General features: G+C 71.6%; 19 protein-coding genes. 9 read left to right on the top strand and 10 right to left on the bottom strand.

Features of this window, described 5'->3' with window-relative positions:
* Positions 1-179: 179 nt before the first annotated feature.
* Positions 180-746 (top strand): DJ-1/PfpI family protein, encoded by a 567-nt coding sequence (locus ADK64_RS38075; RefSeq protein ID WP_053666679.1) that lies wholly within the window; start codon positions 180-182, stop codon positions 744-746.
* A 184-nt stretch (positions 747-930) separates the two neighbouring features.
* On the opposite strand, the gene ADK64_RS38070 is transcribed toward ADK64_RS38075, so the two are convergent.
* Positions 931-1,599: an HAD family hydrolase gene (locus tag ADK64_RS38070; protein ID WP_053666678.1), complete on the bottom strand. Its 669-nt coding sequence runs from the start codon at positions 1,597-1,599 to the stop codon at positions 931-933.
* A gap of 42 nt (positions 1,600-1,641) precedes the next feature.
* Positions 1,642-2,154, bottom strand: coding sequence for a DUF6912 family protein (locus tag ADK64_RS38065; protein WP_053666677.1), 513 nt, complete (start codon positions 2,152-2,154; stop codon positions 1,642-1,644).
* A gap of 300 nt (positions 2,155-2,454) precedes the next feature.
* Here ADK64_RS38065 and ADK64_RS38060 point away from each other — a divergent pair, with 300 nt between their 5' ends.
* Positions 2,455-2,973 (top strand): Rv3235 family protein, encoded by a 519-nt coding sequence (locus tag ADK64_RS38060; RefSeq protein ID WP_053666676.1) that lies wholly within the window; start codon positions 2,455-2,457, stop codon positions 2,971-2,973.
* Between the two features lie 96 nt (positions 2,974-3,069).
* On the opposite strand, the gene secA is transcribed toward ADK64_RS38060, so the two are convergent.
* Positions 3,070-5,883 (bottom strand): preprotein translocase subunit SecA, encoded by a 2,814-nt coding sequence (secA, locus tag ADK64_RS38055; RefSeq protein WP_053666675.1) that lies wholly within the window; start codon positions 5,881-5,883, stop codon positions 3,070-3,072.
* A 252-nt stretch (positions 5,884-6,135) separates the two neighbouring features.
* On the opposite strand from secA, the gene ADK64_RS38050 reads away from it, so the two are divergent.
* Positions 6,136-6,705 (top strand): GNAT family N-acetyltransferase, encoded by a 570-nt coding sequence (locus ADK64_RS38050; RefSeq protein WP_053666674.1) that lies wholly within the window; start codon positions 6,136-6,138, stop codon positions 6,703-6,705.
* A 63-nt stretch (positions 6,706-6,768) separates the two neighbouring features.
* A complete protein-coding gene (locus tag ADK64_RS38045; protein WP_053666673.1) occupies positions 6,769-7,971 on the top strand; it encodes a winged helix-turn-helix domain-containing protein in 1,203 nt (400 codons plus the stop codon).
* A gap of 27 nt (positions 7,972-7,998) precedes the next feature.
* Here ADK64_RS38045 and ADK64_RS38040 read toward each other — a convergent pair whose 3' ends face one another.
* From ADK64_RS38040 to mtnA, 7 genes are all read right to left on the bottom strand, one after another.
* A complete protein-coding gene (locus ADK64_RS38040) occupies positions 7,999-8,745 on the bottom strand; it encodes a response regulator (protein ID WP_053666672.1) in 747 nt (248 codons plus the stop codon).
* 204 nt (positions 8,746-8,949) lie between these two features.
* A complete protein-coding gene (gene hpf / locus ADK64_RS38035; RefSeq protein ID WP_420713101.1) occupies positions 8,950-9,642 on the bottom strand; it encodes a ribosome hibernation-promoting factor, HPF/YfiA family in 693 nt (230 codons plus the stop codon).
* A 311-nt stretch (positions 9,643-9,953) separates the two neighbouring features.
* Positions 9,954-10,868 carry a ComF family protein gene (locus tag ADK64_RS38030; protein ID WP_053666670.1) on the bottom strand — a complete coding sequence of 305 codons (915 nt, stop codon included), beginning with the start codon at positions 10,866-10,868 and terminating at the stop codon, positions 9,954-9,956.
* 258 nt (positions 10,869-11,126) lie between these two features.
* Positions 11,127-12,965 carry an LpqB family beta-propeller domain-containing protein gene (locus tag ADK64_RS38025; protein ID WP_199829826.1) on the bottom strand — a complete coding sequence of 613 codons (1,839 nt, stop codon included), beginning with the start codon at positions 12,963-12,965 and terminating at the stop codon, positions 11,127-11,129.
* Positions 12,955-15,069 carry an MtrAB system histidine kinase MtrB gene (gene mtrB, locus ADK64_RS38020; RefSeq protein ID WP_199829825.1) on the bottom strand — a complete coding sequence of 705 codons (2,115 nt, stop codon included), beginning with the start codon at positions 15,067-15,069 and terminating at the stop codon, positions 12,955-12,957. The genes ADK64_RS38025 and mtrB overlap by 11 nt, the downstream gene beginning before the upstream one ends.
* A 1-nt stretch (position 15,070) precedes the next feature.
* Positions 15,071-15,760, bottom strand: a complete 690-nt coding sequence (gene mtrA / locus ADK64_RS38015; RefSeq protein WP_187279108.1) for a two-component system response regulator MtrA — start codon at positions 15,758-15,760, stop codon at positions 15,071-15,073.
* 322 nt (positions 15,761-16,082) lie between these two features.
* Positions 16,083-17,222, bottom strand: coding sequence for an S-methyl-5-thioribose-1-phosphate isomerase (gene mtnA, locus ADK64_RS38010; RefSeq protein WP_053666669.1), 1,140 nt, complete (start codon positions 17,220-17,222; stop codon positions 16,083-16,085).
* 141 nt (positions 17,223-17,363) lie between these two features.
* Here mtnA and ADK64_RS38005 point away from each other — a divergent pair, with 141 nt between their 5' ends.
* Genes ADK64_RS38005 through ADK64_RS37985 form a run of 5 tightly spaced genes read left to right on the top strand, consistent with a single transcriptional unit; the run spans position 17,364 to position 23,019 of the window.
* Positions 17,364-18,743: a DUF7544 domain-containing protein gene (locus ADK64_RS38005; RefSeq protein WP_053666668.1), complete on the top strand. Its 1,380-nt coding sequence runs from the start codon at positions 17,364-17,366 to the stop codon at positions 18,741-18,743.
* 4 nt (positions 18,744-18,747) lie between these two features.
* Positions 18,748-19,527 carry a DUF4129 domain-containing protein gene (locus ADK64_RS38000; protein ID WP_078993101.1) on the top strand — a complete coding sequence of 260 codons (780 nt, stop codon included), beginning with the start codon at positions 18,748-18,750 and terminating at the stop codon, positions 19,525-19,527.
* Positions 19,524-20,720, top strand: coding sequence for a DUF4350 domain-containing protein (locus ADK64_RS37995; RefSeq protein ID WP_053666667.1), 1,197 nt, complete (start codon positions 19,524-19,526; stop codon positions 20,718-20,720). Before ADK64_RS38000 ends, ADK64_RS37995 begins: the two co-directional genes overlap by 4 nt.
* On the top strand, positions 20,720-21,709 hold the full coding sequence (locus ADK64_RS37990) for an AAA family ATPase (protein WP_107093202.1): 990 nt from the start codon (positions 20,720-20,722) through the stop codon (positions 21,707-21,709). The genes ADK64_RS37995 and ADK64_RS37990 overlap by 1 nt, the downstream gene beginning before the upstream one ends.
* Positions 21,709-23,019, top strand: a complete 1,311-nt coding sequence (locus tag ADK64_RS37985; protein WP_053666665.1) for a DUF58 domain-containing protein — start codon at positions 21,709-21,711, stop codon at positions 23,017-23,019. The genes ADK64_RS37990 and ADK64_RS37985 overlap by 1 nt, the downstream gene beginning before the upstream one ends.
* Positions 23,020-23,167: the final 148 nt, after the last annotated feature.

Raw genomic sequence — 23,167 nt, 5'->3', positions numbered from 1 at the left:
GGCAGGAGTGGTGCCGCGCGGGGGGGGCGGCCGTGTGGGGTGGGTTTCGGCCGTCTGTCGGGCGGGGGCGGGTGCCGGATAGGCGTGGGGCCCGGCCGGGTAGGTGTCAGTGTCAGGTCGCACCGCGAGACCCCCGACCGCACCCTGAGAGCACACCCTGCCTGCCCGGAGGAGCCGACATGTCCGCGAAGATCCTGATCGTCACCGGCGACGCGGCGGAGTCCCTGGAAGTCCTCTACCCGTATCAGCGCCTGCGCGAGGAGGGCTACGAGGTCCATATCGCGGCCCCCACCCGCAAGACCCTGCGCTTCGTCGTCCACGACTTCGAACCCGGTTACGACACCTACACCGAGAAGCCCGGCTACACCTGGCCCGCCGACCTCGCCTTCGCCGACGTCGACCCCGGCGAGTACGCGGCCCTCGTCATCCCCGGCGGCCGGGCCCCCGAATATCTGCGCAACGATCCCGAGCTCCGCAAGATCCTCAAGGCCTTCTTCGACGCCGACAAGCCCGTCGCCCAGATCTGCCACGGCCCCCTGCTCACCGCCGCGATCGACACCCTGCGCGGCCGCCGGGTCACGGCGTACCCCGCCCTCGAACCGGACATGCAGGCGGCCGGCGCGGGCTTCCAGGACACCGAAGCGGTGGTCGACGGCACCCTGGTCTCCTCCCGGGCCTGGCCGGACCACCCGGCCTGGATGCGAGAGTTCCTGAAGGTGCTGCGGGCCACGGCACCGGCGAGCTGAGAGACGTACGCACGAGCCGGGGGGCGGGTGCCGGGGGGAACGTCCACGGCTGCGCCCACTCGGCGTGGCCTGCCCAGAGCCACCCCGCCCGGCCACAGCCGACCGGGCACAGCCGACCGGGCACAGCCGACCGGGCACAGCCGACCGGGCACAGCCGACCGGGCACAGGCACAGGCTCCCGCGACTACGCGGCTATGCGCTCCGCTTCCCGCACGGCCTCCGCCAGTGTGTCCACCACCGGCACGCCCACTTCCTCCAGGCTGGCCCGGCCGTGCGACCCCCCGGTGTACAGCACGGCCCGCGCTCCCGCCTCCCGCGCCGCCACCGCGTCGTCCGCCGCATCCCCGATCACCACGGTCCGCGCGGGCTCCACGACCTCCCCGAGCGCCTCCAGGTGCCGCACCATGTGCCCGGCCTTGCTCCCCCCGGACGGCCCCGTGCGCCCGTCGACCCGCAGGAAGTGCGCCTCTATGCCGAACCCCCGCACGAGCGGCACCAGTTCCTCGTGCCCGTACATGCTCAGCAGCGACTGACTGCGCCCCGCGGTCCGCCACCCGGCGAGCAGCTCCGCCGCCCCCTCGGTCAGCCCGCACCGCCCCCGCTGCTCGGTGTAGTGCCGATGGAACACCCCGTCCATCAGCTCCCACTCGGCATCGGTCGGCAGCCGGCCGAGCAGCCGCTCGTAGAACTTCGGCACCGGCACGCAGTACAGCGACCGGTACTGCTCCAGTGTGATCGGCGCGAGCCCCAGCTCGGCGAAGGCCGCGTTCGTCGCCCCGATGATCGCGTCATTGTCGTGGAACAGCGTCCCGTTCCAGTCCCAGACGATGTGCGCGCTTCCGTGCATCCCCATGCCGAAAACCGTACTCGCCCCCACTGACAATCGGACCGGCGGTCAGGCCCGCCCGACCAGATGGGGGATCTCCTGCGTGGCGTACCACAGCAGCTCGTGGTCGTCCGCCCCGTCCACGACGGACTGCGCGTCGTCGTCCCCGCCGTCGGCCGCCTCCAGCGCGTCCGCCGCCGCGGCCACGTCCCGCTCCGCGTCATCGGCGTCGACGTGCACGGCGGCCGCCTTCGCGAGCGGCACGGTCGACGTCACGGTCACCCGGCCCAGCTCGGGCAGGTGCGGCCCACGGTCCGGATCGACGCTCGCGGCACCGTCGGACACGTCCACGGCGACCACGACCCGGCGCCGTACCGCACCCGGATCGGCCGCCAGCCGCCGCAGCGAGGCCAGCGCGGCCCGGCCGAGCGCGGCGTACTCCAGCTCCTCGACGTCCTCGGAGACGTACCACTCGCGCAGCGCGGGCGTGACGGTGTACGCGACGAAGGGGCCGCTCCCCAGCTCACCCGTCTTGTGCGCCTCGGCGAGCGCGGGGAGGGTCAGGGGGACGTAGACGCGCATGCTGACCGCTCTTTCCTGATCAAAGACTCGACGGCTCGAGGGCCTTCAGGATACGTGCGCCCGTCCCCTTTCGAGTCCCTGCCCACACCCCTGAAGCCGTCCACACCGGGCCAGGAACTCACCCGGTGCACCCGCCGAGTCCCGGGGTTCCGAGAGCCCCGGGTCCCCCGGATAGGTGAACTCTTGCGCCCCTTGCCGGCCGGTACCGCCGCCCTTGCCACCCGGCTCCCCGTCCCCGTACAAGATCCCCACCAGCAAGTTACCGCCCGGTATCAACCGGGCCCGCAGAACGGGGACCCCATGAACAAGGTCATGAGCCGTACCGCCCAGCCCCGCCCGCGCCACCGCCCGCCGACCCGCCACGACACCCGCCGCCCGGGAGGTGCCCCGCCCCGCAAGCCGGCGCTCAGGAGCAACCGCGACACGCCCCCGACCACCCGCAGGAGCGCCGGCACGCCCCGCACGGCCCCGGAGACCGCCAGGCCCCCGCTCCGGCCCACCGACGTCTTCGCGGACCGCCTGCTGGCCGTCCTGAGCGGTCAGCGCCCCGTCCACTGGATGCTCCGCCACACCGCGGGCCGCGCCTACGACGACCTGACCCGCCTCGCCGAACGCCGCCCCCTGCGCACCCGCGGCTCCCGCCCCGTCGTCCACGACATCGGCTACTACGTCCCCTGCGACGGCGTCCTGGAGGTCTTCGCCCGCATCTCCGCGGGCGCCCAGCTCCGAGCCCTGGCCTTCCGCCTGGAACTGGGCCAGGACCTCCGCTGGCGCTGCACGGCGGTAGAGGCGGCGGCCCGCCCCCAGCCGACCCCGTAGCCCAGCCCCGGCCCAGCCACGGGGCAACGCGAAAGGGCCGGGCTCCACAAGGAACCCGGCCCTGATCAGCAGCCGAAGGCCGGACGGCGAACGGCGCTACTTCTTGCGGCGCCGGCCGCCCTTGGCCTGCCGACGGCGCTCGGCCCGCGTCAGGCCGTCCGACTCGGAGCGCACCGGCTCGTCGTCGTCCTCCAGGTCACGCTCGACGATGCCACCCTCACCGTCCACCGTCGGCGCGGAGAAGTGCAGATCCCGGCGCTGCGGAACATCCAGCCCCTTGGCCCGGATCTCCGGCCGCGCACCGGCCTGCGCCGGCACCGTGTCCTGGACGCCCTCGGCGGCGGGCTCGGCGGCCTCCACCGGGACCTCCTCGACCTGCTGCTCGACCTGGACCTCCAGGTTGAACAGATAGCCGACGGACTCCTCCTTGATGCCCTCCATCATCGCGGTGAACATGTCGAAGCCCTCGCGCTGGTACTCGACCAGCGGGTCCTTCTGCGCCATCGCGCGCAGGCCGATGCCCTCCTGGAGGTAGTCCATCTCGTAGAGGTGCTCGCGCCACTTGCGGTCGAGGACCGACAGCACGACCCGGCGCTCCAGCTCCCGCATGATCTCGGAGCCGAGCTGCGCCTCACGGGACTCGTACTGCTCGTAGATGTCTTCCTTGATGGACTCGGAGATGAACTCGGCGGTCAGACCGGCGCGGTCTCCGGCGGCCTCCTCCAGCTCGTCGATGTCGACCTTCACCGGGTACAGCTGCCTGAAGGCACCCCACAGCCGGTCCAGGTCCCAGTCCTCGGGGAAGCCCTCGGCGGTCTCCGCGCCGATGTACGCGTCGATCGTGTCGTTCATGAAGTGCTGGACCTGCTCGTGCAGATCCTCGCCCTCCAGGACACGGCGGCGCTCGCCGTAGATGACCTCGCGCTGCCGGTTGAGCACCTCGTCGTACTTCAGAACGTTCTTACGGGTCTCGAAGTTCTGCTGCTCGACCTGCGACTGCGCGGACGCGATCGCGCGCGTGACCATCTTGTTCTCGATCGGCACGTCGTCCGGCACGTTGGCCATGGACATCACGCGCTCGACCATCTGGGCCTTGAACAGGCGCATCAGGTCGTCGCCCAGCGAGAGGTAGAAGCGGGACTCGCCCGGGTCGCCCTGACGGCCGGAACGACCGCGCAGCTGGTTGTCGATACGGCGCGACTCGTGTCGCTCGGTGCCCAGCACGTAGAGCCCGCCGAGGTCCTTGACCTCCTCGAACTCGGCCTTGACCGCCTGCTCGGCCTTCTCCAGGGCGGCGGGCAGGGCCTGCGCCCACTCCTCGATGTGCTCCTCGGGGTCGAGGCCCTGCTGGCGCAGCTCCGCCTCGGCGAGGTCGTCGGGGTTGCCGCCGAGCTTGATGTCCGTACCACGGCCGGCCATGTTGGTGGCCACGGTCACCGCACCCTTGCGACCGGCCTGCGCGACGATCGACGCCTCGCGCTCGTGGTGCTTGGCGTTGAGCACCTCGTGCTGGATGCCGCGCTTGCTGAGCTGCTGCGAGAGGTACTCCGACTTCTCGACGGAGGTCGTGCCGACGAGGATCGGCTGGCCCTTCTCGTGCTTCTCGGCGATGTCGTCGACCACCGCGTCGAACTTGGCGACCTCGGTGCGGTAGATCAGGTCCGACTGGTCCTTGCGGACCATCGGCTTGTTGGTCGGGATGGGGACCACGCCGAGCTTGTAGATCTGGTGGAACTCGGCGGCCTCGGTCATCGCCGTACCGGTCATGCCGGAGAGCTTGCTGTAGAGGCGGAAGAAGTTCTGCAGGGTGATCGTGGCGAGCGTCTGGTTCTCGTCCTTGATGTCCACCCCTTCCTTCGCCTCGATCGCCTGGTGCATGCCCTCGTTGTAGCGACGGCCGGCGAGGATACGGCCGGTGTGCTCGTCAACGATCATGACCTCGCCGTCGATGACGACGTAGTCCTTGTCGCACTTGAACAACTCCTTGGCCTTGATGGCGTTGTTCAGGTAGCCCACCAGCGGGGTGTTCACCGACTCGTAGAGGTTGTCGATGCCCAGCCAGTCCTCGACCTTGGAGACGCCGGACTCGTGGATGGCGACGGTGCGCTTCTTCTCGTCGACGTCGTAGTCGCCGGTCTCCTCGACGCCCTTGAGCGGGTTGCCGGCCTCGCCGCGCTTGAGGCGGATGACCAGCTTGGCGAAGTCGCCGTACCACTTCGTGGCCTGGTCGGCCGGGCCGGAGATGATCAGCGGCGTACGCGCCTCGTCGACCAGGATGGAGTCGACCTCGTCGACGATGGCGAAGTTGTGGCCGCGCTGCACCAGCTCGTCCTGCGACCACGCCATGTTGTCGCGCAGGTAGTCGAAGCCGAACTCGTTGTTCGTGCCGTAGGTGATGTCGCACGCGTACTGCTCGCGGCGCTCGGCCGGCGTCATGTTGGCGAGGATGCAGCCGACGCTCAGGCCCAGGAACTTGTGAACGCGACCCATCATCTCGGAGTCGCGCTCGGCCAGGTAGTCGTTGACCGTGATGAGGTGGACGCCGTCGCCGGACAGGGCGTTCAGGTACGCGGGCAGCGTGCCGACGAGGGTCTTGCCCTCACCGGTCTTCATCTCGGCCACGTAGCCGAGGTGGAGGGCGGCGCCGCCCATCATCTGCACGTCGTAGTGACGCTGGCCGAGCACGCGCTTGGCGGCCTCGCGGACGGTGGCGAACGCCTCGGGGAGCAGGTCGTCCAGGCTCTCACCGTCGGCGTAACGCTGCTTGTACTCATCGGTGAGGGCCCGCAGCTCGGCGTCGGAGAGGTCGACGAAGTCCTCTTCGATGGAGTTGACCTGGTCCGCGATGCGGTGCAGCTTGCGCAGGATCTTGCCTTCGCCTGCACGCATGATCTTCGAGAGGACGGACACGGGGGTATGTCTCCTTGCCGGTCGGGCCTGGGACGGTCGGTTTCCATTTGACGTACTGAGCAACGGCCATCGTATGCGAGGACCCGGCTGGGCCGGGAGGCCTGGCGGCCCGACGGCTGCTTCACCCAGGACAACGGACGGGGCACGGCGATAGTGCCGCATCAGCACGAGGAATTGCGCGAAATGTGATCGCGTGCTCACGCATAGCGAAAACCCGTGGCCTGTCCGCGGCCGGCCCCGCACAATCGGCCGATGGAACCCGTCACACTCACCACGGACCGCCTGGTCCTGCGCCCCGTCGGCCCGCAGGACACGAAGGCGGTGTACGAGGCCGCCCAGGACCCCGGCATCCAGCGCTGGACCACCGTCCCGTCCCCCTACCTGCCCGAGCACGCGAGCGGCTTCACGGAGCAGTGGGTCCCCGACGGCTGGGCACAGGGTTCGATGTTCACCTTCGGCGTCTTCCTCCCGGGCGGGGAACTCACCGGGATGCTCAGTCTCACCATGCGCTCGCTCGGCGTGGCGGAGGTCGGCTTCTGGGCGGCCGCGGAGCACCGCGGGCGCGGCTACGTCACCGAGGCCGCGCTCTGCGCCTGCCGGTGGATCTTCACCGAGGTGGGCGTCGACCGGGTCGAATGGCGCGCCGAGGTCGGCAACGCCCCCTCCCGCGCGGTGGCCGAGCGGGCCGGCTTCACCATCGAGGGCACCTTGCGCGCCGCGGTCAACAACAAGGGGGTGCGCCGGGACTGCTGGGTCGGCTCGCTGCTCCCCTCGGACCTGGGGCTGCCGTCCACGGCGCCGTACCTGCCCGCCCGCATCTGACCTGCGCCGGGCGAATGCCCAGCTCAACGCGGACTGTCAGTGGCAGCCTCTAGGGTCCGGGGCATGACGACCCTTCCGCGCCCGACCACCACCCTCACCGCGGACGACGCCCGCCGTATCGTCCTGCGGGCCCAGGGCTTCCTCGGCGCGCCCGACCGGCGGGCCGGTGTCCGCGGGGTGCTGCGCCACCTCGGCGCGGTCCAGCTCGACACGATCTCCGTCCTCGCCCGCTCCCACGAACTCGTGCCGTACGCCCGGCTCGGCGCGGTCGACCGCAAGACGGTCGAGGCCTCCTACTGGAACGGCCGGCCCGCGGGCACGGCCGCGCCCCGGCCGCACGCCTTCGAGTACTGGTCGCACGCGGCCTGCATCCTCCCGGTCGAGGAATGGCCGCACTTCGCCTTCCGCCGGCGCGCCTACCGTCACCGCCCGCACTGGAACCACGAGCTGCCCGAGGGCGCGTACGACCAGGTCATCAAGCAACTGCGCGCGGAGGGCCCGCTGACCTCCACGGAGCTGGGCGGCGCGAAGAGGACGAGCGAGTGGTGGGACTGGTCGGGCACCAAGGTCGCCGTGGAGCGCGCGCTGATGTACGGCGAGGTGGTGTGCGTCGAGCGGCGCGGCTGGAAGCGGGTCTACGACCTCGCCGAGCGCGCGATCCCGGACGCTCTGCTGCACGACGAACTGGACGACACCGAGTGCCTGCGCCGGCTGGTCCGGCTGGCCGGTGAATCGCTGGGCGTGGGCACGCGCGCGGACATCGCCGACTACCACCGCCTCAAGGGCGAGCAGGTCGACGCGGTGATCGCCGACTCGGGGCTGGTGCCGGTCGAGGTCGAGGGCTGGGCCAAGCCCGCCTGGGCCGATCCCGCGGCCCTGGCGACCGCGCCCCGCGGGCGGCACCGGACCACGCTGCTGTCACCGTTCGACTCGCTGGTCTGGGAGCGGGCGCGCACGGAGCGGATCTTCGGCTTCACCCACCGCCTGGAGGCCTACGTCCCCAAGCCGAAGCGGGTGTACGGCTACTTCGCCATGCCGGTGCTGGCGGGCGGCCGGCTGGTCGGCCGGGTGGACCCGGCCCGCGAGGGCCGCACACTGGTGGCCAAGCAGGTCACCCTGGACGGCTCGAAGGCGGTCCCGGCGGTCGCCCAGGCCCTGATCGAGGCGGCGACGTGGGTGAACTGCACGGACGTCCGCGTCGAGCGCGTGGACGAACCGGGCCTGCGCGAGCCCCTGGCGCGTGAACTCGCCCGCACCCTCGCCTAGCCCCGACGGATCCGCCACCGGCCCTTCTCACCGGATCTCGAGGATCTTCTCCCGCATCGCATAGACCACGGCTTCCATCCTGGAGTGCAGCTGAAGCTTCTCCAGGATGTTGCGGACGTGGTTCTTCACGGTGTTCTCGGAGATGAACAGTTCCTTGGCGATGTCCCGGTTGTTCATCCCCGTGGCGACGAGCTTGAGGACTTCCAGTTCCCGGTCGGTCAGCCGCGGCGCGGGCACCAGCCGGCGCTCGTCGGTGCGCTGGATCATGGACTTGAACTCTGTGAGCAGCTTGGACGCCATGGACGGGCTGATCTGCGACTGCCCGTCGGCCACCGCGCGAATGGCGGTCGCCACCTCGTCCGTCGAGATCTCCTTGAGGAGATATCCGGTCGCTCCCGCCTTGATCGCGTCGTAGAGGTCGGCCTCCTCGTCGCTGATCGTCAACATGATGATCTTCGCGCTGGGGGCCACCTCCTTGATGGAGGTGCAGGCCTCGATCCCGCCCCGCTTGGGCATACGGACGTCCATCAGCACGATGTCGGGCAGCAGGTCGGCGGCCTTCTCGACGGCCTCGGCGCCGTCGCCCGCCTCGCCGACGACCTGGATGTCCTCCTCGGCCGCGAGCACGATCTCCAGGCCGCGCCGGAAGAGGGCGTGGTCGTCCACGACCAGGACCCTGATCGGCTCCTCGCGTGAAGAGCCCGCACCCGCGCCCCTGCCGATGACACCGTCGTCGGCATCCTCGTCCCGCATCGGTCCGAAGGTGTCCGCCATCGTTCCTCCCCCTGAAGGCTGTGGCCTGTTGACCCGCGCCATCGCCAACCCAAGGCAGCGGCCCACCGGTTGGGCCGGTCCGGCCATGATTTCATGCCCGGGCGTCACCGAGGTGACGTGCGGGGCGTGAAGTGGTCGCACACCGGTGCCCCTGGGGGCGCACACGCGCTGCCAGGGGCACCGGCTCCGCTTTCGCCCAGTGGGTCAGCCGCCCAGCGTGCCACCCGCCGCGGGGGGCTGCGCCTCAGCGACCATCGGGTCCGTGCTGAGGTGGATCACGCCGTAGTCGTAGGCGTGGCGTCGGTAGACGACGCTCGGTTCCTTCGTCTCCGCGTCGACGAACAAGTAGAAGTCGTGGCCGACCAGTTCCATCTCGTAGAGCGCCTGGTCGAGGCTCATCGGTGAGGCGACATGGGTCTTCTCGCGGACGACCAGGGGGCCGTCCCCCTTGACCTCCAGCGAGCCGATCTTCTTCGTCGGCACTCCGTCCATGTCTTCGTCCTGCACGGGCAGGCCATTGCCGTTCAGCGTCGCCGCGCCCAGGACGTGGTCGGGAACCTCGGCCGCCGAGATCCGTCGTGCGCCTCGCCGCGAGAAACGCTTGTCGTGCTGCTTGCGCAGCCGGGCGTCCAGTTTCTCCGCCGCCAGGTCAAGTGCCGCGTACGGGTCGCTGGCCGCCGCTTCCGCCCGGATCACCGGACCGCGGGAGCGGAGGGTGATCTCCACCCGGTCACAGCGGTCGGCCTGTCGGGGGTTGGGCTCCTTGGACACCTCGACGTCGAGGCTGATCACCTTGCCATCGAGCTTCTGGATCTTCTCCAGCTTCAGCTTCTCGGCCACGTGCTTGCGGAACCGCTCGGGCACCTCGGTCTTGCGGCCTTTGACGACGATGTCCACGCAGAACTCCGTTCCCGGATCGCCCCGCTGCATCGGCGGAGCATCTCCCTTTTGCACCAGGCCCGGTGAACACCGGACCTCGGACTCGGTGACTTCACCTCCTCCTCCCCCATGGGCAAGATCTCCACCCCATGGGCGCGGGCGATTGCGGAATACCCGCGCCACGGCATTCGGATATGAGAGGTGTGGCCTGCGCCTTTCCTCACAACCGAACATATCTCGCCCGGACGGATGTCGTCACCCTCTACTGCGGCGTACCTCCGTACAGGTGATTTACCCCTCTCACTACCTGCAACGATGCAGGTAGACGGTCAGTTCCTGTTTATTTCGAAAGAATCCCGAGGCGCGGCGACCACCGCCGCACGGAGCCCATACCCGAGGGCGCTCACGGCCGTCTTTTCCGGTGCACCATGCACCCACTTCCCGCCGTCCGGTCGCGTTCCGATCTGTCGTTCTTCCCTTCCTTCCCGAGTTACGGCCCCGTACACGGAGGTTCTCACTCCGCGCCCCTCTTCTCCACGCGAGATCGCCGTCTCCCGCAGCGCCCGCGCCGCCTCCGCGAGGCTGGCGCCCGTGGTGATCAGGTCGTCGACGAGCACCACCTGTCCCGCTTCGAGCAGCCGCTCGCCGCCCGCCGTCACCTCCAGCGCGCCCGAGAGGTTCTCCAGGCGCCTCCGGGCGTCGAGCCCGGCCTGGTCCGCCACCGGCCGCCGTTGGCGCAGCACGGCCGCCATCCGGGCCGGCGTCCCCGTCCGGCGCAGCTCCCCGGCCGCCGCGAGCGCCATCCGCCGCACCGGATCATGCCCCCGCGCCCGCACGGCCCACCGGGCGGACGGCACGGGCACGAGCAGCACGGTCCCATCCCCCCGGGCGCCGACCGGCCCACCGCCGACGCCCGCGGCACCTGGGGCGATACCGGCACCGGCGCCGCTCCCGTCGAGCCCCGCCCGCACGGCTCCCGCCAGAGCCGCGCCCAGCACTCCCCCGAGGGCCAGCGCGCCCCGCTCCTTGTGCGCGAGCAGCAACTCCCGTACCTCCTGCGCGTACGGAGCCGCCGCGTGCACCGGCGGCAGCCCGGCCGGCTCCGGCACCGGCCGCACCCGCCGCGGCGCGCACCCGTCCAGCACGGCCCGGCACCGCGGGCAGAGCACCGTACGAGGTGCCCCGCAGCCCGCGCACTCGGTCGGCAGCACCAGGTCGGTGAGGTCCCGCCACCACCCCCGCATGCCCCTCACTGTGCCAACGCCGGAGCGGTCCGGCCACCCCTGTGGACAACGTCCTGTGGATAACCCGGCCGCCATCGCGCTGCCCGTCACTCACACGAGGGAGGCGACGGCCCTCGACGCGGCGCGCGGGCCGGACGCGTGGGGGAACACGGCACGCGACGCGGCACTCAGCCCGGACACGCCACGCGGGCGGCGACCGCACACGACAAGGCGCTCAGCCCAGGCGCACGAGTGCAGCGGCCGCACGGGACGGGGCACTCAGCCCGGATAGACCGGTGCCGTTCCGTCCTTGTCCACCTTCTGCCACTGCGCCCCGGACGGCAGCCGTACGATCCCGTCGTCCTCCGAGTAGGCCACCAGCGGCACCCGCTCGTCCTCGGACGCGGCGATCGCCTTGACGCCGGTGAGCGCGCCGGGCGCGGGGCCGTCGAGCGTGGAGCCGTCGACCTGGACGTACCGCATCTGCAGCACGCCGCCCTGTTCCCTGCCGACCGCGAGCAGCCTGCTGTCCCCGGCCCACGACAGGGCGCTGACCTGCTCCAAGTCCGGTGCGGCCGACCGCAGCTCGACCACCGAGGTGCCCTGTCCGGTCCCGTCGTCGCGCTGGATGCGGCCGATGAGCAGGGACTGCTTGCCGTCCTTCTCCACGACCAGCGCGATCCGTACCCCGTCGGCCGCCACCCGGGCGTCCTTGATCTGGCCGGACAGATCCGGGACCGCGACCTCCCGCGGTTTGGTGGCGCCCTGCTCCACGACGTACAGCCGAGAACGGCGCGGGTCGCGGTCGGCCACCCACAGGTCGCCGCGGGCGTCCCAGCTCGGTGTGGTCAGCCGGTCGGCCGGAGTCGCGCCCGCGCTGGTCACCAGCGCGTTCCCGAGTGAACCGCCCGACGCCAGCGACGTCACGTACAACGACTTGCCCGAGTCGCCGACCCCGGCCGCGCTGTGCTCGTCGCGCGACACCGCCACCGACTCCAGCCCCCTGTCGCCCTCACCGAACGCACCCGGCACCGGAACTGCACCGGTGCCCGTGCTGCCCGTCGCCATCCGCACCAACCGGTGCTTGCCGTCGAGGAAGTACAGGAACTCGGGGCTCTTGGCCGACCCGTGCCACGCGGCGGACTCGGCGCGTTCCTCGCTCAGATCGCACAGCCGGTGGCTGCCGACGCCCTCCAGCTCGACCGACTCCAGCGTCGGCGCCAGGTTCCGCAGCGTGAACAGCACCTGTGTCGCCATCTCGGTGCACTTCGTCGGCGCGACCTGGGACTCCTTGAGGTTCAGCGGCACCGTCAGCTTGTTCTGGTCGTCCGGCGCCAGCCCCGACACGTCCTTCTGCAGCGTCGTACCCGTCGGAAAACTGGACCTGACGACCGGGCCGAGCCAGCTGGTGGGACCGGTCAGCAGCGAACGGACCATCTGCGTCATCGGGTCCACCTTGCTGCGCACGAACACGGGATCGGCGACCGCCACCGGCTGCCTCGTCGCGCCGGCCGTCGTGTCGGAGGCGAAGTAGTACTTGTCGACGGACGTGTAGTTGCGCTGGAAGTCCGACTTGCCCATGACGACACCGTCGGGCAGCCCGTCGATGCGCCACTGCCCGGTCTTGACGTTCCGCGTGAGGTGCAGCTTCTTGCGGTAGGAGCCGCCGACGGGCTGGTACGCCTGCTGCGCGTCGACGGTCGCGACCCGGCTGCCCGCCAGCACACAGGTGACGCTGTTGGTCGGATCGGGCCTGTCGCCCGCGCGGCAGTCGGTCTCGATGCTCGGCCCGTTCGCGAGGACCGTGGTCGACTGCTCCGGCCGCCACGCGCGCGCGGCGTCGTCGGTCAGATACTTGCGGGCCGTGTCGTACTCCGGGTCGTCGCTGGTCAGCGCCTCCAGGAAGCCCTGCATGATCTCGGCCGGCCCGGCGCCCTCGGCCGGCGGCATGGCGAACACCCGTACCCCGGTGTCCTGCCGCGGCGTGGACTCCACGTTCCGCAGGTCCCCGTTGTCGGGCATCGAGGCGCACCCCGCCAGCAGTACGCCCCCCAAGGCGGCGTACGCCACCGCGCGCCCGGACCGCCGCCGTGCGCCCCCCTTGCGGTCAGCGGCCACGAAATGCCTCCCCTGGCTCGGTCGAGTCCTCCGGTACGGCCGCGTCCGACCGGGTCGTGCCGGCGTCGGCCGCCGGTTCTGCGCCGGGCCGGTCGTCCGGGCGCCGAGCGCCGCCGGTGGGCCGGGGCACCACGCGCGCGCCGGTGCCGTTACCGGGCAGGGCGCTCGGGTCGACAGCCGGGGTGGCGGTGGTCAGCCGCGGCGCGATCGGCGCACGCGGCGGCAGCGCGGGCACCTGGGCGCCGCCCGGCTGCACCGGAACCGTGGCCCGCTTCTCCTCGCCCCCGCCGGGCAGGCCGGCCGCGTCGATGCCGCGGTTACGGCGTGAGTCCTTGGGCTCCAGCGGTATCGGCGAGCCCCGCAGCGGCTCGTCGGCGGTCCTCGGCAGCGTCAGCCGGAACTGCGAGCCACCACCCGGCTCGCCCCAGGCCTGCAGCCAGCCGCCGTGCAGCCGCGCGTCCTCCAGGGCGATCGACAGCCCAAGACCCGTACCACCGGTGGTACGCGCGCGTGCCGGGTCCGCCCGCCAGAAACGGCTGAAGACGCGCGTCGCCTCGCCCGGCTTGAGTCCGACGCCGTAGTCGCGCACCGCGACGGCGACCGCGCCGCCCGCCGAGGCGAGCTTGACGACGACGTCCTTGCCCTCGCCGTGCTCGACGGCGTTGACCACGAGGTTGCGCAGCACGCGCTCGACACGGCGGGCATCGGCCTCGGCGACGACGGGCTGCAGGTCGCCGATCACGCGTATGTGCGTGCCCTTGCGCTCGGCGAGCGGCTCGGCGCCGCTGACCACCCGCCGTACGACCTCTCTGAGGTCTATCGGCTCGGCCTCCAGCGCCGCCGCGCCCGCGTCGAAGCGGCTGATCTCCAGCAGGTCCGCGAGCAGCGACTCGAACCGGTCCAGCTGGTCGGCGAGCAGCTCGGCCGACCGCGCGGTCACCGGGTCGAAGTCCTCGCGCGCCTCATGGATGACGTCGGCGGCCATACGGACGGTCGTCAGCGGGGTGCGCAACTCGTGCGAGACGTCCGAGACGAACCGGCGCTGCATCCGCGACAGGTCCTCCAGCTGCTGAATCTTCACCTGGAGGTTCTGCGCCATCTTGTTGAAGGCTTCGCCCAGGCGTGCGATGTCGTCCTCGCCGGTGACCTTCATCCGCTCCTGCAGCCGCCCGGCGGACAGCCGCTCCGCGATCCCGGCCGCCATCCGCACCGGCGTGACGACCTGGCGCACCACCAGCCAGGCGATGGCGCCGAGCAGGACCACGACGAACAGCCCCGCGGTCGCGAGGGTCCCCTTGACCAGGCTCAGGGACTTCTCCTCCTGCGTGAGCGGGAAGAGGTAGTACAGCTCGTACGGCCGCCCGTTGGGGTCGTTGACCTGCTTGCCGATGACCAGCGCCGGCTGCGAGTCCTTGGCGTTGGAGTAGACGATGCGGGTGTAGCTCTGCGCGGCCGTCATCCCGCTGTTGACCCGCTCGCGCAGGTCGGCTGGCACGCTGGAGGTCGGGTTGACGTTGCCTGAGCCACGCGGGCTGCGTCCGCCGCCGCTGTCGTCGCCGACGGGCAGCGTCACCACGTCGAAGGCGCCCGCGCCACCGCTGGACAGCGACTCCACGAGATCGCTCATCCACTGGATGACGTTCTGCGACTGCCGTCCGTCCGCGGTCGAGGTGCCGTCACCCGGGCCGGTCGTCGCGTTCGTCCCGGTGGCGGTACCGCTCGCCGCCTCGTCCGCCTTCTGCTTGGCCACCGCGAACCCGCCGGTCGCCTGGCTCTGCGAGGCCTTCACCTTCGCGTCCAGCAGGCCGTTGCGCACCTGCCCGATCACGACGAAGCCCAGCAACAGCACGACACCCAGCGACATCAGCAGGGTCGTGGCGACGACCCTGAGCTGGATGTTGCGCCGCCACAGCCGCATCACCGGCAGCAGCGGACGGCGTACCCAGCGCAGGAACAGCCGCAGGACCGGACTGCCCTGGACCCCGCCCTGGAGCAGCCCGCCCTCGAAGAGACGCCTGAGGCGCGCACCGGCCGTCCGGCCGACAGGCCGCCCCGGACCGGCCCCGGACCGGCCGGGAGCCGAAGCGGCGCTGTCCCCGGACATGTCAGCTCGGTCCGGCCTTGTAGCCGACACCACGAACGGTCACCACGATCTCCGGCCGCTCCGGGTCCTTCTCGACCTTGGAACGCAGCCGCTGGACATGCACGTTGACGAGCCGCGTATCGGCGGCGTGCCGGTAGCCCCACACCTGCTCGAGCAGCACCTCACGCGTGAACACCTGCCACGGCTTGCGCGCGAGCGCGACCAGCAGGTCGAACTCCAGCGGGGTCAGCGCGATCGACTGTCCGTCCCGCTTCACCGAGTGTCCGGCCACGTCGATGACCAGGTCACCGATGGTGAGCTGTTCCGGCGCGGGCTCCTCCGAGCGCCGCAGCCTCGCCCGGATCCGGGCGACCAGTTCCTTCGGCTTGAACGGCTTGACGATGTAGTCGTCGGCGCCCGACTCCAGGCCCACGACGACGTCGACGGTGTCGCTCTTGGCCGTGAGCATCACGATCGGCACCCCGGACTCCGCCCGGATCAGCCGGCACACCTCGATACCGTCCCGCCCGGGCAGCATCAGGTCGAGCAGCACCAGATCGGGCTTGGACTCCCTGAAAGCGGCCAGCGCCTTGTCACCGTCGGCTACGAAAGACGGCTCAAAACCTTCACCACGCAGCACGATGCCGAGCATCTCGGCCAGTGCGGTGTCGTCGTCGACGACAAGGACTCGTCCCTTCATAAACGACATCATCCCATTCTCATAACAGTGACAGGTGCCCTGGTGAGGGAGGTCACTGGCCGGTGACCTTAGTCGTACCGGACCGTCACTGTCTGCCCCCGTCCGCCGACATCGATGTCGGCGGACGGACGCCAGGGCATCCGGGGCACCGGCGCTTCCCCGCCGCGGGATGCCTTCGGCGCCCCTGCCCCGTGCCGCGACGGCGACGCCGGCATGGGGCAGGGAAGGAACGGCGTGGTTCTCCGCGGGGTGCTCGCACTGATCGCGGGCAGCGCTTTCACCGTGGTGGCCCGCGGCAGGACCCGACGGGCACCCCTGGAGAGTTTTGAACGCGTCAGATCGCTACCTGCCGCGACCTCGCACACAGCTCCTGCAGAGCCTCGGCGGTCACGGGTGAAACGACTCCCTCCTCGGTGACGATGGCCGTCACCAGCTCGGGCGGCGTCACATCGAACGCCGGGTTGTACGCCTGGGTCCCCAGGGGTGCCACCGGAATCCCACCTCCTGCTCCCGTCGCCGCCCCCTGCGGTGCTGTGACCTCGGTCACCTCAAAGCCCGGGCGCTGCTCGACCTCGATGGACGCCCCGTCGGGGGTGTCCGCATCCACTGTCGTCACGGGCGCCACCACGATGAACGGCACATGGTGGTAGCGCGCCAGCACGGCGAGCGGATAGCTCCCCACCTTGTTCGCCACCGACCCGTCGGCCGCGATCCGGTCCGCCCCGATCACCACCGCGTCCACCTCGCCCGCCGCGAACAGGGAACCCGCCGCGTTGTCCGTGAGCAGCGTGTACGCCATGCCGCTGCGAGCCGCTTCGTACGCCGTCAGGCGAGCGCCCTGCAGCAACGGACGCGTTTCGTCGACCCACAGCCGCCGCAGCCGCCCCTCCCGGTGCGCCTTGAGGGCCACCGCAAAGGCCGTGCCCTCCCCGCCCGACACCAGCGAACCGCTGTTGCAGTGGGTGAGGATCCGGTGCCCGCCGCCGGACAGCAGCTCGTCCAGCAGGGCCAGACCGTGTGCCGCCATCCGCGCGCTGGCCTCGGCGTCCTCGCGGTGCAGCGCCCGCGCGGCGGCCAGCGCGGCCGCGGCCGCCTCGGCGGCATCGCCGGTCTTCGCCAGCGCCCCCTGATACGCGGCCTGGGCCCGGTGCACACCGACGGACAGGTTCACCGCGGTGGGCCGGGCACCCGCGAGCCCCCGCGCCGCCTCGGCCACGTCGAAGCCCCGTACAGCGGCGAGCGCGACGCCGTACGCCCCCGCGATCCCGAGCAGCGGCGCCCCGCGCACGGCGAGCGAACGGATCGCCTCCACCAGCGCCGGCGCGTCCGTGCACACCAGCTCGACCTCCTCGGCCGGGAGCCGCGTCTGGTCGAGAAGGACCAGCACGGGACCTTCCGGTGGCTCCTCCCATCGGATCACGGGTATCCCTGTCTGCCGCCTGTCCACGTCGGTTCGCGCCTGCTGATCAGCCATGCGGAGAGTCTGCCCCGGATCCGGCGGACAATTGGAGGCGTCCGGCGCCCACCGCGGCAGGTCCGCAGATGACCACCCCATGGCACGATGGCTGCCAAACCTGCCGCCGCGACAGCGGGTCGGCACCGAGAAGGAGCTTCGATGACTGACACTCCGGGCTGGGCCTCGCCCGGATCCGCCCCGTCGTCCGAGGGGCGGGAACCCGGCGCGTCCGCCCCCGCCGAGCCCGCCGACCGGCCCGGCGACACCGAACCCGCGCCGCAGGCGGGCACCGACCCGCAGGGCCCAGGCCCGAAGTGGTCCAAGGAGCAGCCGCCACCCGGCCAGTGGTCCGCGCCCACCGGTGCTCCCGGCCCGCACCAGGCGGCCCCGCCGCCCCCGCCGCCCGGCCCCGGCTGGGGCGGCCAACAGCCCGGCGCTCCGGGCCCCGGCGGGTACGGGGGCGGCTACGCGGGCCCTCCCGGTGGTTATGGCCCTCCCGGTGGCTACGGAGCCTGGGGCGGCGGCTGGGGCGGCCCCCCGCCCGCCGCCAAGCCCGGTGTCATCCCGCTCCGTCCGCTCGGCGTCGGCGAGATCCTCGACGGCGCGGTCTCCACCATGCGCACCCACTGGCGCACGGTCCTCGGCGTCTCGCTGGTCGTCGCCCTCGTCATGGACGTCAGCACCATCCTGCTGCAGGGCTTCGTCCTGAACGACACCTCCGTCCAGACCACGATCAACGACCCCAACGCCACCGGCACCGAAGTGCTCCGCGCCATGCGGGACACCATGATCGGCGCCGGTGTCGTCTCGGTGATCCGCACGGTCGCCATCCTCATCGCGACCGCCCTGCTCACCACCATCACCAGCCGGGCCGTCCTCGGCAAACCGGTCACCACCCGGGAGAGCTGGCGCGAAGCCCGGCCGCAGATCCTGAAGTTGTTCGGTCTGCTCGTCCTGCTGGGTCTGATCTTCGCCGGCGTGGTCTTCGCCGGGACAGTGCCGGGTCTGCTCGCCCTGGTCGCCGGCGGCGGCGACAACGCCGCAGTGGCGCTGCTCTCCCTCGGCATCCTCGCCGCCACCGTGGTCGGGATCTGGCTGTGGATCCGCTTCTACCTGGCCGCCCCCGCCCTGATGCTGGAACGGCAGGGCATCGTCCAGTCCCTGAAGCGCTCGGCGAAACTCGTCCGCGGCTCCTGGTGGCGCATCTTCGGCATCATGCTGCTGACCCTCCTGATCACCGGCATCGTCTCGGCGGTTATCACCATCCCCTTCACCCTCGTCGGGGCCGCCACGAGCGGCGACGGCATGAACGACCTGCTCGGCACCAACGGCGGGCACATCGGCTGGGCGTCCCTGATCATCAGCGGGATCGGCGCACTTGTCGGCACCACGCTCACCCTCCCCATCAGCGCCGGCGTCACCGTGCTCCTCTACATCGACCAGCGCATCCGCCGCGAGGCCCTCGACCTCGAACTGGCCCGCGCCGCCGGTGTCCAGGGCTACGGCACCGGCACCCCCGGTCCCGTCCCGGGGAGCTGATGCGGTGAGCCTGACGGGGGGAGTGCTCACGGCGGTGGCCTCGCCCGGCGCAGGCGGCACGGTCGTACGCGGCCTGCTGCGGACGTCGGACACGGCCGTCCTCGCCGCGGGCGGCTCGGGGGACCAGCCGCCCGTGACCATCCCGCGCGGCCCCGCACGGGAGGCGGCTCGCCGCGAGCTGTCCAAGCGGATGTACCACGAGAACGACCCCGGCCTGTTCCAGCGCGCCCTGAACGCGTTCTGGGACTGGCTCGACCGGCTGTTCGGCTCGGCGTCCTCGGCGACACCCGGTGGCACGCTCGGCCTGGTCGTCGTGGTCCTGTTCGTCATCGCCGTCCTGGCCGCCCTGTGGTGGCGCCTGCGCACCCCGCGCCGCCAACCCGCCTCCGTCGCCGTCCTGTTCGACGACCGTCCCCGCAGCGCCGCCGAACACCGCGCCGCCAGCGAAGCGCATGCGGCCCAGGGCCACTGGAACCAGGCCGTCCAGGAACGCATGCGGGCCATCGTCCGCGCCCTGGAGGAACGGACCCTGCTCGACGTCCGCCCCGGCCGCACCGCCGACGAAGCGGCCGCCGAAACCGGCCGCATCCTCCCCGCGCACACGGACCGACTGACGTCTGCGGCGCGGGAGTTCGACGACGTGACGTACGGCGGGCGCAGAGCGAGCGAGCAGTCGTACGACCGCGTCTGCGAACTCGACCGCGACCTGGAACGCACCAGGCCCGTCCTCGCCCACAGCACCAGCAACACGGCCCACAACACCCGCCAGGGGGCCGCCGAGTGACCGCCGAGGCCACCCTGCCGACGACCTCCACGGCCCCCACCACCCGCCAGGTCTGGACCCGCGCGCGAGGCATCACGCTCGCCTTCGTCCTCATCCTCACGGCAGCCGTCGCCATGGCCGCCGTACGCTCCACCGCCCGGCACGGCGAACTCGACCCGCGCTCCGCCGACCCCTACGGCAGCCGCGCCGTCGCCCAACTCCTCTCCGACCGGGGCGTCTCCACCCGCGTGGTCACCACACTCGACGAGGCGCGCACCGCCGCCGGACCGAACACCACCCTCCTGGTCGCCGTGCCCGATCTGCTGACGACTCGTCAACAGGACCAGCTGCGCAAGGCCACCGCGAGCTCCGGCGGGCGCACCGTGCTGGTCGCGGCCGGCGGCTGGTCCGTCGAACGGCTCGCCCCCGGGGTCACCGCGGACCCCGCCACCAGCAGCCACAGCACGCTCGCCCCCAACTGCACCCTCCCCGAGGCCCGGCGCGCGGGCAGCGCCGACACCGGCGGCATCCGCTACACCACCACCCGCCTCGACTCCGACGCCTGCTACCCCAGCGCGCGCCTCGCCACCCTGCTGCGCGTCCCCTCGGCATCCGGGGGCGGCGACACCGTCGTGCTCGGCGCGCCCGACATCCTCTTCAACGACCGCCTCGACGAGCAGGGCAACGCCTCGCTCGCCCTCCAACTCCTCGGCTCCCGCCCCCATCTGGTCTGGTACCTCCCCTCGCTCGCCGACACCTCGGCCACCCCCAACGGCGACCAGAAGAACTTCCTCGACCTGCTCCCCTCGGGCTGGCTCTGGGGCACGCTCCAGCTCTTCATCGCAGCCGCTCTCGCCGCCTTCTGGCGAGCGCGCCGCTTCGGCCCCCTCGTGCCCGAAAGACTCCCCGTCGCGATCCGAGCCTCGGAAACCGTCGAAGGCCGCGCCCGCCTCTACCGCAAGGCCGACGCCCGCGACCGCGCGGCCACCGCTCTTCGCTCCGCCACCCGCACCCGGCTCGCCCCCCTCGTCGGCGTCCCCGTCACCCAGGCGCACACGCCCGAGGCCCTGCTCCCCGCCCTGTCCGCCCACCTCAGCGGCGACGGACAGGCCCTGCACGCCCTCCTCTTCGGACCGCCGCCCGGCGACGACGCGGCCCTCATCACACTGACCGACCAACTCGACGCCCTCGAAGGAGAGGTACGCCATTCATGATGGACCCGACCACTGACAACGCCGGGATCACCGGGGACCCGGGCGCCGCCCGAGCCTCCCTGGAAGCCCTGCGCGCCGAGATCGCCAAAGCCGTGGTCGGCCAGGACCCAGCCGTGACCGGCCTCGTCGTCGCCCTCCTCTGTCGCGGACACGTCCTCCTGGAAGGAGTCCCCGGAGTCGCCAAGACACTGCTCGTCCGCGCCCTCGCGTCCGCACTCGAACTTGACACCAAGCGCGTCCAGTTCACCCCCGACCTGATGCCGAGCGACGTCACCGGCTCCCTCGTCTACGACACCCGCACCACCGAGTTCTCCTTCCAGGAAGGCCCGGTCTTCACCAATCTCCTCCTCGCGGACGAGATCAACCGCACCCCGCCCAAGACCCAGTCCTCCCTCCTCGAGGCCATGGAGGAGCGTCAGGTCACCGTCGACGGCACCCCGCGCCCGCTCCCGGAACCGTTCCTGGTCGCCGCGACACAGAACCCCGTCGAGTACGAGGGCACCTATCCCCTCCCGGAAGCCCAACTGGACCGCTTCCTGCTCAAACTGACGGTCCCTCTGCCGTCCCGCCAGGACGAGATCGACGTCCTCACCCGCCACGCCTCCGGGTTCGACCCGCGCGACCTGCGCGCCGCCGGCGTACGCGCCGTCGCCGGCCCCGCCGACCTCGAAGCCGCTCGCACCGCCGTCACCAAGACGGCCGTGTCCCCCGAGATCACCGCCTACGTCGTGGACATCTGCCGCGCCACCCGCGAGTCGCCCTCCCTCACCCTCGGCGTCTCCCCGCGCGGCGCGACAGCGCTCCTGGCCGCCTCGCGCGCGTGGGCGTGGCTCACCGGCCGCGACTACGTCATCCCCGACGACGTCAAGGCTCTCGCCCTGCCCGCCCTGCGCCACCGCGTCCAGCTGCGCCCCGAGGCCGAGATGGAGGGCGTGACGGCAGACTCCGTCATCAACGCCGTCCTCGCCCACGTCCCGGTTCCCCGCTGATGGCACTCACCGGACGCGCCGCCCTCCTCGCGGCCCTCGGCTCGATCCCTGTCGGCATCCTGGAACCCGGCTGGACAGGCATCCTCGCGGTCAACGGCCCCCTGGCCCTGGCCTGCGCCTGCGACGTCGCACTCGCCGCCCCTGTACGACGCCTCGTGCTGACCCGCTCCGGCGACACCTCCGCACGTCTGGGTGAGACCGCCGAAGTCACGCTCACGATCACCAACCCGTCCCGCCGCCCTCTGCGGGCACTACTACGGGACGCATGGCCGCCGAGCAGCTGGCAGACCGGCACCGAGATCGAGGCCTCCCGTCACCGCCTGGCCATCCCTCCGGGTGAACGCAGGCGCGTGACGACAAGGCTGCGCCCAACCCGCCGTGGCGACCGCCAGGCCGACCGCGTCACGATCCGCTCCTACGGCCCCCTCGGCCTGTTCTCCCGCCAAGGCGCACACAAAGTGCCCTGGACTGTACGGGTGCTGCCCCCGTTCACCAGCCGAAGGCATCTGCCGTCGAAGCTCGCCCGATTGCGTGAACTCGACGGCCGCACCAGCGTGCTGACACGCGGTGAGGGAACCGAGTTCGACAGCCTGCGCGAGTACGTCCCGGGCGACGACACCCGCTCGATCGACTGGCGGGCCACCGCCCGCCAGACCACCGTCGCGGTCCGCACCTGGCGTCCCGAACGCGACCGGCACATCCTCTTGGTCCTGGACACCGGCCGCACCTCCGCCGGCCGTGTGGGCGATGCCCCACGCCTCGACGCCTCCATGGACGCGGCCCTGTTGCTCGCGGCACTCGCCTCACGAGCCGGCGACCGCGTGGCCCTCCTGGCGTACGACCGCCGGGTACGCGCCCTGGTCCAGGGCCGCTCCGCAGGGGACGTGCTGCCGAGTCTGGTCAACGCGATGGCCACGCTCGAACCTGAACTCGTCGAGACCGACGCACGCGGCCTCACCGCGACAGCACTGCGTACGGCACCTCGCCGATCCCTGATCGTCCTGCTCACCGCACTCGACGCGGCCCCGGTGGAGCAGGGCCTGCTCCCGGTGCTTCCGCAGCTCACTCAACGACACAGCGTTCTGGTCGCCTCGGTGGCCGATCCGCACGTCGCACGCATGGCAAAGGCTCGGAGCAACGCGGAGGCGGTATACGAGGCCGCGGCAGCCGCCCAGGCACAGAGCGAGCGTCAGCACACTGCGGAACAGCTCCGTCGTCATGGAGTGACAGTGGTGGACGCGACTCCGGAGGATCTGGCGCCGGCATTGGCGGACGCGTATCTCGCTCTGAAAGCGGCGGGCCGGCTCTGACACGAGCCCGCTCCGCCGCCTGTCGGGAGCATGTGGTGAGAGAAACATGCCCTGAACGCAGAAAACCCCCGCACCATCGGTGCGGGGGTTTTCCCAAAGATTGTTCGGCGGCGTCCTACTCTCCCACAGGGTCCCCCCTGCAGTACCA

This window comes from Streptomyces sp. MMG1121, from assembly GCF_001280015.1.
Classification (GTDB): Bacteria; Actinomycetota; Actinomycetes; order Streptomycetales; family Streptomycetaceae; genus Streptomyces.
This window is presented reverse-complemented; position numbering and strand designations above follow the sequence as displayed.